Source organism: Streptosporangium sp. NPDC002607 (assembly GCF_053592655.1).
Genome location: NZ_JBSFWD010000024.1, coordinates 106,681 through 122,264 on the forward strand (window position 1 = coordinate 106,681; position 15,584 = coordinate 122,264).

The 15,584-nt window shown below is 67.0% G+C and carries 20 protein-coding genes and 1 pseudogene; 9 read left to right on the forward strand and 12 right to left on the reverse strand.

Features of this window, described 5'->3' with window-relative positions:
* Positions 1–58 precede the first annotated feature (58 nt).
* The gene (locus tag ACWD3H_RS25920) at positions 59–550 is read left to right on the forward strand and encodes an ATP-binding protein (protein ID WP_451956826.1); all 492 of its coding nucleotides are present in this window, start codon (positions 59–61) and stop codon (positions 548–550) included.
* Between the two features lie 580 nt (positions 551–1,130).
* Here ACWD3H_RS25920 and ACWD3H_RS25925 read toward each other — a convergent pair.
* The 3 genes from ACWD3H_RS25925 to ACWD3H_RS25935 all read right to left on the reverse strand — a co-directional run bounded on the left by ACWD3H_RS25925 (position 1,131) and on the right by ACWD3H_RS25935 (position 3,694).
* Positions 1,131–1,571 (reverse strand): GNAT family N-acetyltransferase, encoded by a 441-nt coding sequence (locus ACWD3H_RS25925; RefSeq protein ID WP_355613854.1) that lies wholly within the window; start codon positions 1,569–1,571, stop codon positions 1,131–1,133.
* Between the two features lie 209 nt (positions 1,572–1,780).
* Entirely contained in the window at positions 1,781–2,962 is a 1,182-nt protein-coding gene (locus tag ACWD3H_RS25930; RefSeq protein ID WP_451956827.1) for an HNH endonuclease, read from the reverse strand.
* Between the two features lie 192 nt (positions 2,963–3,154).
* Positions 3,155–3,694 carry an RICIN domain-containing protein gene (locus tag ACWD3H_RS25935; RefSeq protein ID WP_451956828.1) on the reverse strand — a complete coding sequence of 180 codons (540 nt, stop codon included), beginning with the start codon at positions 3,692–3,694 and terminating at the stop codon, positions 3,155–3,157.
* Between the two features lie 356 nt (positions 3,695–4,050).
* Between ACWD3H_RS25935 and ACWD3H_RS25940 the strand changes: the two genes are divergently transcribed.
* Positions 4,051–4,983, forward strand: a complete 933-nt coding sequence (locus ACWD3H_RS25940; protein WP_451956829.1) for an aminoglycoside phosphotransferase family protein — start codon at positions 4,051–4,053, stop codon at positions 4,981–4,983.
* Between the two features lie 75 nt (positions 4,984–5,058).
* Here the strand turns inward: ACWD3H_RS25940 and ACWD3H_RS25945 are convergent.
* Positions 5,059–5,271: pseudogene (locus ACWD3H_RS25945) on the reverse strand (transposase); the annotation flags it as partial.
* A gap of 162 nt (positions 5,272–5,433) precedes the next feature.
* On the opposite strand from ACWD3H_RS25945, the gene ACWD3H_RS25950 reads away from it, so the two are divergent.
* The gene (locus tag ACWD3H_RS25950; protein ID WP_451956830.1) at positions 5,434–5,949 is read left to right on the forward strand and encodes a DUF4240 domain-containing protein; all 516 of its coding nucleotides are present in this window, start codon (positions 5,434–5,436) and stop codon (positions 5,947–5,949) included.
* Positions 5,950–5,954: 5 nt separating this feature from the next.
* On the opposite strand, the gene ACWD3H_RS25955 is transcribed toward ACWD3H_RS25950, so the two are convergent.
* From ACWD3H_RS25955 to ACWD3H_RS25965, 3 genes are all read right to left on the reverse strand, one after another.
* On the reverse strand, positions 5,955–6,335 hold the full coding sequence (locus ACWD3H_RS25955; RefSeq protein WP_451956831.1) for a putative quinol monooxygenase: 381 nt from the start codon (positions 6,333–6,335) through the stop codon (positions 5,955–5,957).
* Between the two features lie 153 nt (positions 6,336–6,488).
* Positions 6,489–6,755, reverse strand: a complete 267-nt coding sequence (locus ACWD3H_RS25960; protein ID WP_451956832.1) for a transposase family protein — start codon at positions 6,753–6,755, stop codon at positions 6,489–6,491.
* Between the two features lie 28 nt (positions 6,756–6,783).
* Positions 6,784–7,392 (reverse strand): TetR/AcrR family transcriptional regulator, encoded by a 609-nt coding sequence (locus tag ACWD3H_RS25965; RefSeq protein ID WP_451956833.1) that lies wholly within the window; start codon positions 7,390–7,392, stop codon positions 6,784–6,786.
* A 101-nt stretch (positions 7,393–7,493) separates the two neighbouring features.
* On the opposite strand from ACWD3H_RS25965, the gene ACWD3H_RS25970 reads away from it, so the two are divergent.
* Positions 7,494–8,411: an oxidoreductase gene (locus tag ACWD3H_RS25970; protein ID WP_451956834.1), complete on the forward strand. Its 918-nt coding sequence runs from the start codon at positions 7,494–7,496 to the stop codon at positions 8,409–8,411.
* A gap of 35 nt (positions 8,412–8,446) precedes the next feature.
* On the opposite strand, the gene ACWD3H_RS25975 is transcribed toward ACWD3H_RS25970, so the two are convergent.
* Both ACWD3H_RS25975 and ACWD3H_RS25980 read right to left on the reverse strand, forming a co-directional pair.
* Positions 8,447–8,668 (reverse strand): hypothetical protein, encoded by a 222-nt coding sequence (locus ACWD3H_RS25975; RefSeq protein WP_451956835.1) that lies wholly within the window; start codon positions 8,666–8,668, stop codon positions 8,447–8,449.
* 103 nt (positions 8,669–8,771) lie between these two features.
* Positions 8,772–9,041: a hypothetical protein gene (locus ACWD3H_RS25980; RefSeq protein WP_451956836.1), complete on the reverse strand. Its 270-nt coding sequence runs from the start codon at positions 9,039–9,041 to the stop codon at positions 8,772–8,774.
* Positions 9,042–9,184: 143 nt separating this feature from the next.
* Between ACWD3H_RS25980 and ACWD3H_RS25985 the strand changes: the two genes are divergently transcribed.
* Positions 9,185–10,096 (forward strand): helix-turn-helix domain-containing protein, encoded by a 912-nt coding sequence (locus ACWD3H_RS25985; RefSeq protein ID WP_451956837.1) that lies wholly within the window; start codon positions 9,185–9,187, stop codon positions 10,094–10,096.
* Positions 10,097–10,265: 169 nt separating this feature from the next.
* Here ACWD3H_RS25985 and ACWD3H_RS25990 read toward each other — a convergent pair whose 3' ends face one another.
* The 3 genes from ACWD3H_RS25990 to ACWD3H_RS26000 form a co-directional block, all read right to left on the reverse strand.
* Entirely contained in the window at positions 10,266–10,640 is a 375-nt protein-coding gene (locus ACWD3H_RS25990) for a type II toxin-antitoxin system PemK/MazF family toxin (protein WP_451956838.1), read from the reverse strand.
* Positions 10,640–11,284: a type II toxin-antitoxin system antitoxin SocA domain-containing protein gene (locus ACWD3H_RS25995; RefSeq protein WP_451956839.1), complete on the reverse strand. Its 645-nt coding sequence runs from the start codon at positions 11,282–11,284 to the stop codon at positions 10,640–10,642. Before ACWD3H_RS25995 ends, ACWD3H_RS25990 begins: the two co-directional genes overlap by 1 nt.
* A gap of 274 nt (positions 11,285–11,558) precedes the next feature.
* Positions 11,559–12,233, reverse strand: a complete 675-nt coding sequence (locus tag ACWD3H_RS26000) for a TetR/AcrR family transcriptional regulator (RefSeq protein WP_451956840.1) — start codon at positions 12,231–12,233, stop codon at positions 11,559–11,561.
* Between the two features lie 108 nt (positions 12,234–12,341).
* On the opposite strand from ACWD3H_RS26000, the gene ACWD3H_RS26005 reads away from it, so the two are divergent.
* The 4 genes from ACWD3H_RS26005 (at position 12,342) to ACWD3H_RS26020 (ending at position 15,458) form a co-directional block, all read left to right on the forward strand.
* A complete protein-coding gene (locus ACWD3H_RS26005) occupies positions 12,342–13,274 on the forward strand; it encodes an NADP-dependent oxidoreductase (RefSeq protein ID WP_451956841.1) in 933 nt (310 codons plus the stop codon).
* A gap of 270 nt (positions 13,275–13,544) precedes the next feature.
* Positions 13,545–14,030, forward strand: a complete 486-nt coding sequence (locus ACWD3H_RS26010) for a hypothetical protein (protein WP_451956842.1) — start codon at positions 13,545–13,547, stop codon at positions 14,028–14,030.
* A gap of 88 nt (positions 14,031–14,118) precedes the next feature.
* The gene (locus ACWD3H_RS26015) at positions 14,119–14,370 is read left to right on the forward strand and encodes an AbrB/MazE/SpoVT family DNA-binding domain-containing protein (protein ID WP_451956843.1); all 252 of its coding nucleotides are present in this window, start codon (positions 14,119–14,121) and stop codon (positions 14,368–14,370) included.
* 134 nt (positions 14,371–14,504) lie between these two features.
* Positions 14,505–15,458 carry a serine hydrolase gene (locus ACWD3H_RS26020; RefSeq protein ID WP_451956844.1) on the forward strand — a complete coding sequence of 318 codons (954 nt, stop codon included), beginning with the start codon at positions 14,505–14,507 and terminating at the stop codon, positions 15,456–15,458.
* Positions 15,459–15,584 lie beyond the last annotated feature (126 nt).

Consider the following 15,584-nt stretch of genomic DNA (forward strand, 5'->3'; position numbering starts at 1 on the left):
TTCTTCGAATTTCCGGCCGTCCATGGATGGATCTCTGAACAAAGATCCTCTTACCTCGATGAGACGCGACAACATTCTTACCCAGCCCTTCAACGAACACGACAAACCGTTGGGACGCTTCCGGGTGACCGCCTGGTGTCTGCCTCCCACCAGCGCGGCCCGGCGTGCTCGGGAGCTGTTCCGTGACCAGCTGGCCAAGCTGCCCCTGGCCTCAGACGTACTCGACGAGCTGGAGATCGTGGTCTCCGAGCTGGTCACCAACGCCACCCGCTACGCCCCCGGCCCCTACGAACTCCGCCTCCTACACGACCACGGCCTGCCGGTCAGAACCGAGGTCGTCGACGCCGGAGCTGGAACCACCCTCATCGAACACCTGTTAAACCGCCCCCTGCCCCTCCCCGAACGTCTCGACGATCTCGAACTCGGCGGCCGGGGCCTGCGCATCGTCACCGAACTCACCCACGGACGCTGCGGCACCCAATGGACCCGGCTGTGCGGCACCGGCCAACTCGGCACCGGCGTCTGGTTCGACCTCCCCACCCGGCCCTAACCTCCCCCGACCTCCGGGCAGCCGGGATCCCCCCGATCCCCGCTGACCCCGGAGCCGGTCCACGCCGACTCCCCCGTATCGGGCGTGGACCGTACAGGGGCCGGCGTCTACGGACCTGATCCCACCCTCGTCCGGGACGCCGGCCTCCCCCACTCAGCCACCACGGAAAGCGACGGTTCCCCATGGCCACCCCGGTAAGCGAACCCCTCCGCCCCAAAGGCCGCCGCCGTCGCGGAGCAGACCCCGTGCCTACCGCCCCCCACGCAGCAAGCACGGACAGCGCCACCGACCTGGCCCGCGATCTGGAAGCCCGGCACCCGGGGTGGGTCATCCTCTGGCGCCGCTGGGCCCGCCGCTACTGGGCCTTCCCCACCTGGCTCCCCAACGCCCCTGGTCCCCTCGAAGGCCAGAAACGCCCAGGACCTGCTGACCCAGATGAACGACCTCGAAGTCCAGCACTCGCCACGAAGCAGCAACGCCTAACCCTCACGTGGAAAGTGAGGTGGGAACTTCGATGGGCGTGGCTCTTCTGGAGGGAAAGTGTGGATCAGGCCGTGAGGCCACATCGGGTCTGTTCCAGTCAGGAGAGCCGCAAGTCGATCCAGGGGATGGTGTCTCCGGGCAGCAGGTATCGCTCGATCTCGACGAAGCCGTGCTTCAGCGCGAACCGCAGTCCGTCCTCGTTGGAGGACAGGACGACGGTCTCGATCACCTCGGCCCCCAGTTCCCGGGCCTGGTTGAGCCCGCGCACATACAGTTCCTCGCCGAACCCCCGCCTGCGGTGAGCGGCGAGCACGCGGGCGATGACTGTGGCCGTCAGTGTTTCGTCCGTCGGCGGGCGCACCGTACTGCAGCCCACGAGGTCATCATCGAGGTACGCGATCTCCAGGTGGTTGCGCTGGGCGCGTTCCCGTACCTCGTCCAGGGAGAGGGAGTGGGTAGGAATGATCACGTTGTGGGCGTACTGCCAGTCTTTGAGCGTGGCGTCGCCGTCCGGCTGCTGGATGCGAAGATCAGACATCGCAGCAGGAGACCCCAGGATGCCTCGGACGTCAACTCTGTTGGGTGTGGCGATATCTTCAGGGAAGTCCGTGATCAAGCCGTGAGGTCGTAGTCCTGCTGTTCAGAGGCGTGGTAGAGGCGCTGATGCTCGCGGGTGGCATGAAAGCACCAGTAGGCGTCGAGGTCGCCGCTGGCGGTCACGGTGCGGAGTGTGAGGACGGCTTCGGCTCAGCTCTGCTCGGCGATGACCTTCCGGTGGTAGTCCAGGTGATCCTGGCTGATCTCGTGGTTCTGGGCGACTCGGAGATGGCCGAGTGAGGCGCCGGACGTCAGGTCCGTCACCATGAGGTCGGCTTGGACGGTGATCGCGCCTCGGTCGAGCAGGACGTGGTGGTTGGGGCAGAGACACAGCAGGTTGCCGGGCTCGTCGGGGCCGTTGTGCGGCTTTCCGAGCGGGCGGATGTGGGCTCCCTCCGCGTAGAAACCCTGCTGGAGAGTGAGACGGCCGCCGCAGATCTGGCAGTGGTAGTCGTGCGCGCGCTTGATCTGCTCGGCGAGCAGGGAGTCGCGGATGACGCGCTCCACAATGGACTCGACACGGCCAGGCGTAGGAGACCCATCGCGAACGCGACCGGTGTCGGAGGTGACCGCGTCCAACCCGACCCTGGCGAGAAGCGCGTTGTGGTCGACGCCATGAAAGTACGCACTGAGAAGCCGCACGACGATCTGGGCCCGGGTGTCCGCCTGACCGGTGACGATCCCATACACCCATGGCCGCAGGCCGCTGTCCGGCTGCTGCTCTTTCATCCACTGCTGCGCGGGCCGGCCACTGGCATGCGGCACATTCGCGTGGCCGGGCAGATCCCACAGGCCGTGGTGGTAGAGCCACAACACGGGGAACTCCGGGTTGGGCCGATCCTCCTCAAGACCGAACTCCTCGATGAGCCATCCGAGCTCGCGGTAGGTGCTCTCCCACGGCGTGAGACGTGACTCGCCCCGAGCCGCGCGGCCGATCGCCCAGAGCAGGGTCAACGGCTGGTGCCGTTTCTGCGCACCGGTCGTGGGAGACACGGCGGGCTTGAGCGAGTCGACCTTCTGCAGGAGGTCTTCGATGGAGGGCACTTCGGCAGCCTGCCCCGGTCTCGTCACCTCGAAGCCGAGGTCGCCGAGCACCCTGGCAACGGTGGCGTTCCCACCGGAGAACTCGTCAGGACGCAGGGGGCTGCCGTTGACTCCTCGGTAGGCGACTCCGGCGATCGCCTTGGAGTCGTACCGCTTACCGCCGTGGACGAGAAAGTAGCCGATGGCGGGGCGGTAACCGTACAGCTGGAGAAAGGCGTCACGGCCCAGCTGGTCGAACTCGGTGATGGCGGCGAGCACCATCTCACGTCGAAGCTCGGAAAGCACCACCCCACGAGCCTATTGCGGATATCACCTGAATTCCCTTTGATTTCCGGCGGAATCGGACTTCATGACGAGCTGTGCGATCTCCGAAGCACCGGCCGAAACTTGTGTAGGTCAACCAGGCGGCAGCGCTCCGCGCCGCCGCCCAGGACGCGGACGGGTGGTCCCGGCCCTTTGTGTTTCCGGCGTGGCTGCCGGTCAGGCCAGGGTGTCCTTAACTTTGATCATGCCGTCGTCGATCACGAACTTCTGGTTGGTGTTGGTGTTCGCGCATTCCCACAGGTGCACCCGAGTGCCGTTGGTACGTGTGCTGTTGGCGTCCACGCACATCGGGGTGGCGGAGCCGAGGGTGTCCTTGACCTTGATCATGCCGTCGTCGACCACGAACTTCTGGTTGGTGTTGGTGTTCGCGCATTCCCACAGGTGCACCCGAGTGCCGTTGGTACGTGTGCTGTTGGCGTCCACGCACATCGGGGTGGCGGAGCCGAGGGTGTCCTTGACCTTGATCATGCCGTCGTCAATCACGAACTTCTGGTTGGTGTTGCCTGCGAAGCACTGCCACAGGTGCACCGGGGTGCCGTTGGTGCGGGTGCCGTTGGCGTCCACGCACACGGCAGGTCCGGCGACAGCAGTGTGGCTAGCGGACTGCTGGACGGTGGCCTCGGCGGGCAGGGCGGTGACCGCACTCGCGGCGACGACGGCGATGGCGCCGGACAGCAGATGGCGGGCAAGCAACATGGTGCCTCCTGGGCAAGTTCGATCAGTACCCGAACACCATCCCGTAACCGAAAGTGCTTGATCAACTACCTTGCGCCACGGCTGGTTGTCCGTGTCGCTCTGCGGTCCGTCCCGACCAGGGAACTTACCGACATGGCCGTCGCATTGACGTACACCCGTGCAGTAGTCCGGTTGTAGAGGTTGAGCGAGTGTCGTACACCACCTCCGCTGATATTGGCTGGTCATCGCCTGGACGGGGGCTAAATACTCCAGCCGTAGATCGTGATCTTCACGGTCGGAGCTCTGCCTGCCGGGGCTAATGGTCGGCTTGGGCTCAGGCCTGGTGGCGCATTCGGGCCGGCGCTAGGGTGCCCCGAATGATCGAGATACCAGAGACGTTCGCGCGGAGCACTGTCGAACGTGAAGGAGAGCCTGGAGCGGCGTGGCTCGCCGAACTGCCCAGGATCGTGGACGAGCTGCTGGGGCGCTGGGGGTACGCGCCGGACGGCAACGTCATGCACGGGGGTGTCGGGATCATCGTCCCGGTGCGACGGCGGGCCGAGGGGACCGCTGTGCTGAAGGTGTCGTTTCCGCATCCCGGCAACGTCCATGAGCCGGACGCATTCGCGGCGTGGGGTGGGCGCGGAGCTGTTCTGCTGCACGAACGCGACGACGAGCATTTCGCCATGCTGCTCGAGCGAGTCCAGGCGTCGACGCTGGCGGAGGTCGAAGATGGCGATGAGGTGGTAACAGTCGCAGGGCGGATCAGTCGCCGACTGGCCATCCCCGCGCCGCCTGGTCTGCCCCGGCTGCGGGAGCAGGCCGACGCCTGGGAAGAGCAGCTACGCAAGGACGCTGAGGAACTGACGCACACACTGCCGCGTTACGTGGTGGACGCCGCCGTGGCGACCGTCCGTGAGCTGGGCCGAGTTCAGCTGGACATCCTCATCCATGGCGACCTGCACGCCAAAAACATTCTGCGGGCCGATCGTGAGCCCTGGCTGGCCGTCGACCCCAAGGGGTACGCAGGAGACCCCGCGTACGACGGCGGCACGCTGCTCAAGTCGCGCGCGCTGACGCTCCTCGAAGCGGACGACCTGCGGAAGGCTGTCGACCGTACGGTGGACGTCTTCGCCGAGGCCGCGGAAGTCGATCGCGAGCGTGCCCGGCGTTGGGCCCAGTTTCATGCCGTCCAGGCTGCTTTTTGGGGCCGCCGCCACGGCTTCCGTATTGCCCGCAGCGGAGCACGCTTGGACTGGCTCATCGAATTTGCGGACCGCCTGGCGGAGTTACTCACGGAACGCCCGTAGGTCACGTCCAGCGGAGTGGTGTATGAGTTGATCTCCGCGTGATCCTGTTTCTGCAGGTTGAGCGGTAAGTGCCGGTGGAATGGGATTGTGCTGCGGTGTGTCGCCGGAGATGACACGCATCCGGGTCTTGGCCAAGACGTCGAGGCCCATGTAGCGGCGAGCCTCGGTCCACTCGTCGGTCTGCTCGGCCAAAACCGCACCAACGAGACGGACGATCGAGGCCCGGTCGGGGAAGATCCCGACCACGTCGGTGCGGCGGCGGATCTCCTTGTGCATTGGTCCCGCTGGCGGCGGCGCCACCAGGTACGCGTCCGATCCAGCCACTACAAACGACAGGCCGCTCACGAACGGTGAAGATCATGATCTGCGGCTGGAGTACTAATTGTCAGTGCCTCCTGGTTGGGTGAGCGGCACAGATCGCAGGGTTGGGCACGAGAGGGGCGACGAGCATTGAAGGACGAGGAAGGTTTCTGGGGCCTGGTGGAGGCGGCCTGGGCGCCACTGGGGGTGGACGTCAATCAGGCGCGTCGGGAGCTGGCACAGCGGACGCCTGCTCCCGACGAGGACCCTTACGGCAAGCCGCCGTTCGCCGTGGTCGAAGCCGCTCTGAAGAAGTTCCTGAGCAACCTCGGCTCCATCAGCGAGGGGTTGTCGGCGGACGAGTTGACGGACCTCGATCGGGTGGTCGAGGCCAAGCTCCATGACATCGACCGCGCGGACATCCATGCGGTCACCGACGGTTCCGATGACGGTTTCCTCTATGCGCGCGGCTTCATCGTCGCGCTGGGCCGCGACTTCTACGCCGCGGTGGCCAAGGATCCGAAGAAGGCGGTGCTGGATGCCGAGTGTGAGGGGATGTGTTACTTCTTCGCCCACCTGCACCGCGAGCGCCATGGAGCTTTCCCGGACACCGGATCGAAAATCTCACGCGAGTCGTTTTCGAACCCGGCCGGCTGGCCTGGCTGACCCACTCAGGCGGGGCCGACTCCGGAGATCTGGTGGCGGGCCACCTCGGCGTCGCGAATCATCGCCGTCTGGTCGTCGCTCGGCCCGGAGCCTCGGAAGGCGTCGAGACTCTCCTCGGACTCCCAGCGCTCGTAGACGTTGATCCGATCGGCTTCGACGAGGTCGGCGCCGAGTGCGAAGTCGAGGCAGCCGGCCGAGGCACGCGCCTGCTCGACCACGCTGACACAGCCCCGCAGATAGGCGTCACGAGCACCGGGATCAACCCTGATCCAACCCGAAATAATGATCACGCCGCCACCGTACGATTCGCCACCGACAGAATCGCCACCGCACAAGATCAAGCGATCAGCGCTCGATGTCTTCACCGCGTCCTTGTCCTCGGCCACCGGACCACTGGGCTAGCGCCAACTTGAAGTTGCTGGTCAGGGTTCTGGCGTGACGGTCTTCCGGGGTACTCGTGCTGGTCAGGGTTCTGGCGTGACGGTCTTCCGGGGTACTCGTGCTGGTCGCGGGCGGCTGTCTGCGCTGTAGATCGTCTGTCAGCGGTTGACTTCGAGGTTCGTCAGGACCGGCAGGGCGCGCAGGAGGTGGGTGGCGTGGGCGGGGTCGGTGCGGAGCTTGGTGAGCGTCCGCCAGTTCTTCAGGTGGGCGAAGCCGTGTTCGACGGGGGCGCGTCCGGCGGCGAGTACGCGGTTGGCTTCTTTCTGGCTGATGGTGAGTTTGCGGGCGCGGGTGGCCTTGTAACCGGTGACGACGACGGGGTCGTTCGGATCGTCGTCCAGGCCGAGGAAGCCGGGCGCAGGCAAGATTTTCGTAGTCGGAGATCGTCCCCGGTCAGGCCCGCCCGTCCGGCGCGCAGCCCCGCAGGATGAACGCGATCACCTCGTCCAGCCCGTGTTCCGCGACCTCCGGAGCGAGCATGCCGGTCGCGGCCAGGTTGGCGTAACCGTGAAGCGTCGCGAAGACCGGGACGCCGATGCGCTCGAGGGGCCCCTCGCGCACCTCGCCCTGACGCTGCCCCTCCGCCACCAGCCGCTCGATGAGCTCGGACCAGCGCCCGGCGGCCTCCAGCAGGGCCTCGGACGCCTGTAGGTCGTGCTTGATCGAACACATCAGGTCGAGCAGTTCGGCGTTGTCCAGGCAGAAGCCCACATACGCGCGGACCATCGCCTCCAGCCGCTTGCGGCACGACTCCCCCGCGTCGACCTGCGACGCCGACATGACCTCGGTCATCCGTTCGTAGCCGACCAGCGCGAGCGCGTCCAGCAGCGCCTGCTTGTCCTTGAAGTGGCGGCTCGGCGCGGCATGGCTGACATCGAGGTCGCGGGCGAGTTCGCGCAACGACAGGGCGGCGGCCCCCTTCTCCCGGAGCGTCTCCTCGGCGCGGGCCAGCAAGGCGGCGCGCAGGTCTCCGTGGTGATAGCGGCGTGGGCGGGTCTGCATGAGGGCCAGTGTATCAGTCATGTTTATGTCGCCTACATTGTTGACTATGTCACCATTGTTGTCATTGACAGCATTGTTGGCATCGCCTACAAATGACGTCCATGACTACTGCACCCAGCGCCGCACCCGGCAAGTGGACCATCACCGATATCCCTGACCAGAACGGTCGCACTGCCGTCGTTACCGGCGCCAACAGCGGTATCGGCATCGCCACCGTCGAGGCGCTGGCCGCCGCGGGCGCCCATGTGGTGCTCGCGGTACGGGACCCCAAGCGCGGCGAGGCCGCCGCCGCGCGCGTGCACGGCAGCGTGGAGGTACGCCGGCTCGACCTGGCCGACCTCGCCTCCGTGCGTAAGTTCGCCGCCGCCTGGCGGGGCGATCTGGACCTGCTCGTCAACAACGCCGGCGTCATGAACACCCCGGAGTCCAGCACCAAGGACGGCTTCGAGACGCAGTTCGGGACCAATCACCTGGGCCACTTCGCCCTGACCAACCTGCTGCTGCCGCACATCACCGACCGGGTGGTGACCGTGTCGTCCGAGGCGCACAAGAAGCCGGGCACCCCGCACATCCACTTCGACAACCTCAACCTCACCGGCGAGTACGCCCCGAGGAAGGCATACAGCCAGTCCAAGCTGGCCAACCTGCTGTTCACGCTGGAACTCCAGCGCCGCCTCGCCGCATCGCACTCGCCCGTGCGCGCCCTGGCCGCACACCCCGGCTGGGCCGCCACGAACCTGCAGCGCCACGACGGCAGCGCGCTGGGCCGCGTCGTCATGCGGGTCGTGGCCCAGGACAACAAGGCCGGCGCACTGCCGACCCTGTACGCCGCCGTCCAGGACCTCCCCGGCGCGAGCTACGTCGGCCCCGACGGCTTCGGCGAGGTGCGCGGCGCCCCGACCCTGGTCGGCCGCTCCCCGGCGGCCAGCGACCCGGCGACGGCCCGGCGCCTGTGGACGGTCTCCGAGGAGCTGACCGGCGTCACGTTCCCGCAGCCGACCGCGGTCACCGAAGCGTGAGGGCGCCGCGCCCTACTACCCACGCCCGGGGCCGGTCAGCCGCGTGCCCAGAGGCGGAACACCGGATGGTCCGCGGGGTCGGGCAGCGCCGTGAAGACCGCGGAGACCGTCGGCATACTGCCGTACTTTTCCTGGTAGGCCGCCATCAGCGGCGGCCGCTCCGCCTCGGGCACCTCTTCCGCGACGAGCTCCTCGGTACGGCCGCGCGAGGTCACCCGGCACTCGGGCGAGACCCGCAGGTTCAGCGCCCGGATCACTGAGCCTCCGCCAACTTGAATTTGCTGGTCAGGGCTCTGGCGTGACGGTCCTCCGTCACGCTCGTGCTGGTCGCAGGCGGCAGTCTGCGGTGTAGATCGTCTGTCAGCCGGTTCGCCGGTTCTCGCTCCTGGTCGTCGGTACGCCTTCTACGATCCGGTGCATGGTGGACCCCGAGGCGTCGGAACGACTCGCCGCCCGCCGCGACCACATCCTCACCCGCGCCTGCGCGAAGTCGGCCTCGGTGCCCTGGCCGACCTCGGCTTCCTCGGCCTGGACGACGATCCGAACGACCCCGTCGTCGTCACCGGTCACGAGGAGGGCCACCCCTCGCCGGATGCCGGTCAGGAGCCGGGGCCGGACCGGATCGTGCACTGATTTCCGCCCGGGCAGGTCAACGCGGTGTCGTGACGAACCTCCTCGGAACCGCGACCTGGCTCGGTGACCGATGGCCATCGACCCGAGGAACCGCGCAATCGGCTTGACTCTCCAGTGGCTGGAGGGTTGATGCTGCTGTGGTGAACGACCGCGACCAACTGCTCACCATCGGACAGCTCGCTGACCGTACGGGCCTGTCGGTGCGTACGATCCGCTTCTGGTCCGACATCGATGTCATCCCGCCGACACGCCGGTCGGTGGGCGGCTTCCGCCTGTACGACATGGCGGCGGTGGCCCGGCTTGACCTGGTGCGAACACTACGCGAACTGGGGCTGGACCTCGACATCGTCCAGAAGGTCCTCACCAGGCAGTGCACGGTGGCCGATGTCGCGCGGGCACATGTGCGGGCGCTGGACACCCAGATCCGCTCCCTCCACCTGCGCCGGGCAGTGCTGCGGTCGATCGCCCAACAGGAAAGCACGACCGAGGAGATGATGCTCATGCACAAGTTGATCCGCCTGTCCGCTCAGGAACGGCAGCGAATGATCGACGACTTCGTCGACCGTACGTTCGACGGCATCGACCCACAGGCGCCAGGGGCCCACATCGCGGCCTCGATGCGCCAGATCCCGGCAGAGCTGCCGGACGAACCCACCCCGGAACAGGTGGAGGCCTGGCTGGAACTCGCCGAACTCGTGGGTGACGTCGGCTTCCAGGAACGCGTACGCCAGATGGCGGTGGCCGGCGCCACACCCGGCGACGAATCCGGGCCGCAGCCGTACGACCCCACTCTGGTCCTCGAGCACGCCGGGAGAGCGGTGGCTGACGGCATCAGCCCCGAGTCGGCCGAGGGCAGGGCGATCCTGGATCGGATCGTGGATCCGGGACTGCCCGCCGGAGACCGTATCCGGGTGGCCGACCAGGTGGAGACGTTCACCGACCGCCGGGTGGAGCGGTACTGGCAGCTCGTGGGCGTGCTCAACGGCAGGCCGCCGTTTCCGCCCGGTGTCCCTGCCTTCGAATGGTTCATCGCCGCGCTGCGCGTATCCTGACCCGACTCCGGCTTCAGCCGGGCCGCCCCAGGGGGAGGGCCCCGTCCCACCCCCGAGCGGTCGGCGCCGTGGCCACGAGCATCCCGGCTCCGAGGTCCGGTCCCGGGCCGGTTCGCCTTCGTAGTCGTGGTGAAAGAACTGGACGACCAATCCCAGGTGGCCCGCCGTCTCAGTCCAAAAGGCCGAGGTACTGGGCAAGGCGACCGTGGACCTGAGTGAGTAGGTCCTCGTCCAGGGTGCCGCTCCGATCTTCCAGCACGGATTTCATCAGGGGCTGCACAGCCGGAACCCGGATCCAGCACTTCTTGACGGCTCCGCCCTGGCCCTTGGCCAACTGAACATCAAAGCGAGTACGTCGTGAGGTAGAGCCAGAGACAGGGCAGGCGAGGACGAACGGCCAGTCGGGGTCACCGTTTGATTCCGTTCCTGTGACCACCACCACAGGGCGCCGTTCGTCATGGACGACCCGATCCTCTTCAGGGATGAGGCGTAGCGACTTGTCGCTGACGAGGTAGACACCGCCAGCCAGGTAGGGACCCGGCACTATTCCTCCAGGAGATGCCGGGTGGCGTCAGTGCGGTGCTCGGCGAACTGGTCGACCTCTTCGACGAGATCGTCGATACCGCCGGGCTCGTCGTCCGGCAGCGGGTTACTCCCGGCCCACCGGCGGAGCCTGGCAAGCCCAGAGCCGAGGTCGGGCAGGGGCGGTCCTCCGGCAAGGTCAAGCCGCACCTCATGCCTGTGCTGCTTGATGGCCTCCCGCACCGGAGGCGTCTGACAGGTGAGATCGCGCAACTGTCCTGCCGACCATTGCCCGTAGTCGGCCAGGACCGCGTTCACAATCTCCGCGAACTCGACATCGATGTCCGTCTGAGGAGCATCCACAAGATGGATGAGACATTCCCGGTGACCGGCGAAAGGATCGGTTGTCTCTTCCACCCGGATGATGCCCGCCTCGCGAAGATCTCGCTCGATCTCGGCGAGGCGCAGACTGTGCGGGCCATGGTGGCGCCATCTCCACTCGACGCCCGAGCCGGGAGGAAGTCCGCGCTCGACAGCACGTAGATCGGCAAGGTAGAGAAGTTTTGTGAGCTTGGTGCGGTTGATTCGCACACCACGAGAGCGGGCCATCGCCAGAAGATAGGCAACGGCCGCGGCCGGACCACGAAGGGTCACAGTGGTCGTCACACTGCTCAGTGTAGGTGCGGTGTTGTCTATGACAAGCACTCTCACAAACCCATCTGATCGAATACATGTCCCGTGTTGCCGGGATCGCGCAATGAGGCTGGACGACATCGCCGCAGCTCGACAGCCAGATGGTTCGATTCAATGGCTACAACGATTACTCAGATGACCTCAAATTCCTCAATATCCGGTCATTCCTTCAAGCTCGCCGCAAAGCGAATTGCCGTATCAGCCGAAAAATGTCCGCTAAACCAAGAATCGTCCTTGATGAGGCCGTTCACCTCGTCGATGGGTTCACCAGGTGATGCGGTCCGAGGGCGACGGCCGGTGGAAGGGCGGCGGGCGGGTCGGCCGGGTGGGCGTGGAGGGACTGGAGCAACAGGGCTACCAGCCGGCGCGACGCGGCCAGTGTCACCTCGGGGGACTCCGCGCTGATGCCTCCGTTGGCCATGATCAGGAGCTTGAGATCGTCGTACACGAAGTCGGCGCGTAGCTGCCCGCTCTCCTTCGCCCGCCGCGTCAGTTCGGCGAAACCGCGTACGTTGTGGTCGAGTTCCCGCTCGAAGCTGATCGCGCCGGGGAGCGCCGAGAGGAACGCCGCGGTGAATCCCCTGTCGACGGCCTGCATGGTGCACGCCTTCTCGATGACCATGCAGAATCCGTGCCACGGGTCGGGGTCCGCGAGGGCGTCGTCGACGGCCGACACGCACTCCGCTATCTGCTCGGCGAACACCTCGACGATCAGCGATTCCTTCGTGGGAAAGCGGCGGTAGAGCGTCGCGACCCCGACGTCGGCGCGCCGGGCGATCTCGCGCATCGTCACGTCGAGTCCGAGTGCGGCGAAGGTCTCGCGGGCGGCCTCGACGATCCGGTTGCGATTGTGCAGCGCATCGGTGCGCAGCCCCTGCGATTCGGCGGTGTCGTTCGGCATCCGAGAGGCATTGGCGATCATGTCTCTCACTTTAGCGCAAGTGGACGGGGTGTTCCGATTTCATGTTAGGGTCCGAGGCAAACGGAACACCGCGTCCACTTTTTGGTTCCATTCCGGAGAGGCACCGACATGTTCGCCCTTCAGTTCTCCCAGTACGGCCCTCCTGACGTGCTCACCGTCGCCGATGCCGAGGAGCCGCACGCCGGTCCCGGCGAGATCCGCATCACCGTCCGGGCCGTCGGTGTCACCCCCTCCGACGGGAAACTGCGCTCTGGCGTGTTCCACCGGTTCCTGCCCCTCGACCTGCCGCACATCCCCGGTGTGGACGCCGCGGGCATCGTCGACGAAATCGGGGACGGCGTCACCGGTGTCGCGATCGGCGACGCCGTCTTCGGAGTGGTCGACGTCGCCGACCTCGGCGGCGCGGCGGCCGAGTTCGCCGTGCTCACCGCGTGGGCCGCCAAGCCGGACGCGCTGAGCTGGGAACAGGCCGGCGGCGCGGCGGCCAACGTCGAGACGGCCACCCGCGTCCTGAACGCACTGGGCGTCACGACGGGCACGACACTGCTGATCGAGGGCGCGGCCGGAGGCGTCGGCACGGTAACCGTGCAGCTCGCGATCGCCCGAGGGGCCACCGTGATCGGCACGGCCGGCCGGCACAACCACGAGTTCCTCGCCGGCCTCGGTGCGACGCCCACCACCTACGGCCCCGGCCTCATCGAGCGGGTCACCGCCCTGGCACCCGACGGTGTCGACGCGGTGCTCGACGCCGCGGGCTCCGGCTCACTTCCCGACCTCGTCGCCATCGCCGGTGACGCGAACCGGGTCGTGTCCGTCGCCGACCTGAACGCGCACGAACACGGCGTACGGCTCTCCCACAGCGGCCCCGGCAACACCGACGAGCCCGGCTACGCCGGCCTGGCCGTGGCGGCCGCCCTGGCCACCGAGGGCCGGTTCACCGTGCCACTGCACGCGGTCCTCCCGCTCGGCGACGGCGCGAAGGCCCACGAACTGAGCGCCACCGGTCACGCCCGCGGAAAGATCGTCCTGTTCGTACCGTGACCTCTGCGACACGCCCCTGCGCGGCGAACTTCCGTTCGTAGACCAGGTGGTCGAGGGAGCGGGATCTGTGCACATCACACCGGCGGGAACCTCGCCCGCTGAGCCCCACGCCTACTCACCCACCGCGCCACTCCACGGACGCACGGTCCGGCAGACCAGCACATTCGCCGGCGGCGTCCCTGCCGGGGGGCTCACAGCGCCCTGGCCTTCTTTCGGTCCGCAGCGGACAATCCACACGAGAGGATCTTTCTACATCGTGGAGGATGGAGCATGGCCGCGATCAAATATGGCCTGCCGGCCATCGGCGCACTCGTCATGCTGGCGGCGGGATGCTCGGCGAGCGGTCCGGCACCCAGAGCCGAAGGCGCCCGGCCGCCGGCCGGCGCGTGCGTTTCCACCGTCACCCGGGACGCGCTGCCCACCTGGGCGAGGACCGGGTTCAGCGACGACGGCTCGGGCGTGGCCCACGTGTTCGGCGAGCACGGCGACATCATCGCCGTGCTGTTCAGCTATCCGCTGGTGGCCTCCACCGATCCTGAGGTCACGAACAAGATTCTCTGGGTCTCGCGGCTGCCGCAGCAGCCGATGCGGCCGCTGACCATCAAAGCGTTGCTGGACGGGACGACGACGTCGGTGGTCCGCGAGATCGACGGAGGCCCCGGGCCTTCGTCGGTCAACCTGCCCAAGGCGGGGTGCTGGCGTCTGACGTTGAACTGGTCCGGACACAGCGACGCCATCACGCTCAGGTTCACCTGACCGGCAAAGGATGGCAACTTTCCGAAATCAATCACCCACCGTACGTGACACGGTTTCGCCTTTACTTGTGATGGCTACCGCAAAGGTTATGGAGCACGGCAAGAGGACGCGTGCCAGGCGCACGGGGCCGGCACGCATCTCCAGCAAGAACCAGGTGATCCTGCCGGCATCGGTGCCGCGCACGCTCGGCCTTCACCCGGGAGACCTGGTTGACATCGCCCAAGAGGGTGGCCAGATCATCATCCGGCGACACCGCAGCCGCCTCGACGGGGTGATCGGCACCATCCCCGGCTTCACCGAGGCCGTGGACGTCGAGACGAGTCGCGAGAGCTGGAGCTGACCGGTGCCGCCACGGCGACGTCGGCGGCACCGGAGAGGACCGCCACCCGCCCTGGCCAGAGGTGACCACGGCCGCTACCCGTCAGCTTCAAAACTCGATATTCCGAAATTCCGATTTTATGGTTAAATCGAGGAATGCAACCCATCCTCAGCATGCTCCTGACCACAGTGCTGGCGGTCCCGATGACCGGCGCCGGCGCCGACCCCGCCGAACTCAAGGACGTTGAGGCCGTACTCGCCTACGTCCAGGCCCACCCCGACGACGTCGCGCTGGTAACCCAGGGCATCAGCCACAACGCCGATCGCCTCACCCCTGTGGCGTCGACCACCAAGATCATCCATCTCGCCGCCTACGCCGACGCCGTCCGCAAGGGAAGGGTCAAGCCGGGCGAACGCGTCTCCATGGCCCTGTGGAACGCCTACCACCTGCCCGGCACCGATGGTGGTGCCCACGAAGCGGCGCTCGAACGGCTCAAGCCCGGTGCGAGCGTCACGCTCGACCAGGTCGTCTCCGCCATGATCGAGGAGAGTGACAACGCCGCCGCCGACCTGCTGCGCGACCGCCTCGGCCCCGGCGCGCTGCGCAAGATCGCGCAGACCGGCGTCGGTACCATCAACGGCGAGATACTACGCGCCTTCGGCGGCTGCACACTGCCCGCCGACGTCTGTCTGAAGAATTACGTCAAGGCCGGTACGCAGGTGCGGCCCACGCTCCCCGGCTTCGCCCAGCAGGCTGCCTGGGCCGAAACCGTGACCCGCGTCGAACCTGGCGTGCTGCGCGAAGTGCTCGCCGGACTCAGGAAGGACAAGACGGCGAGCAAGCACCTGGAGTGGCCGATGCGCCAGCCCGGCGCCGACCCCCGCACGCTCCTCATCGGCACCAAGGGTGGCGCGCTGCCCGGCGTCATCAGCGAGGCCATGTACATCGTCCGGCCAGGTGAGAAGCCGCGCGAGACCGTCCTCGCACTGCGGCGACTGCCTGAGGCGACCTGGTTCTCCGGGATGCGCAGCTATGCTCATCAGCAGTTCATTGTGCGGATGGCGACCGATCCCGTCTTCTTCGCGAAAGTCCGCGCAGCATTGAAGTGAGGCAACCCTGACCAGTGTCGACGACCGGCTCCAGGACCTCGAGGCGCGGGTCGCCGCCCTCGAGGCCGCGCTCACCGTTCCCAAGCCACCGGCGGACGGCGACGACACCGGCCTGATCACCTACGG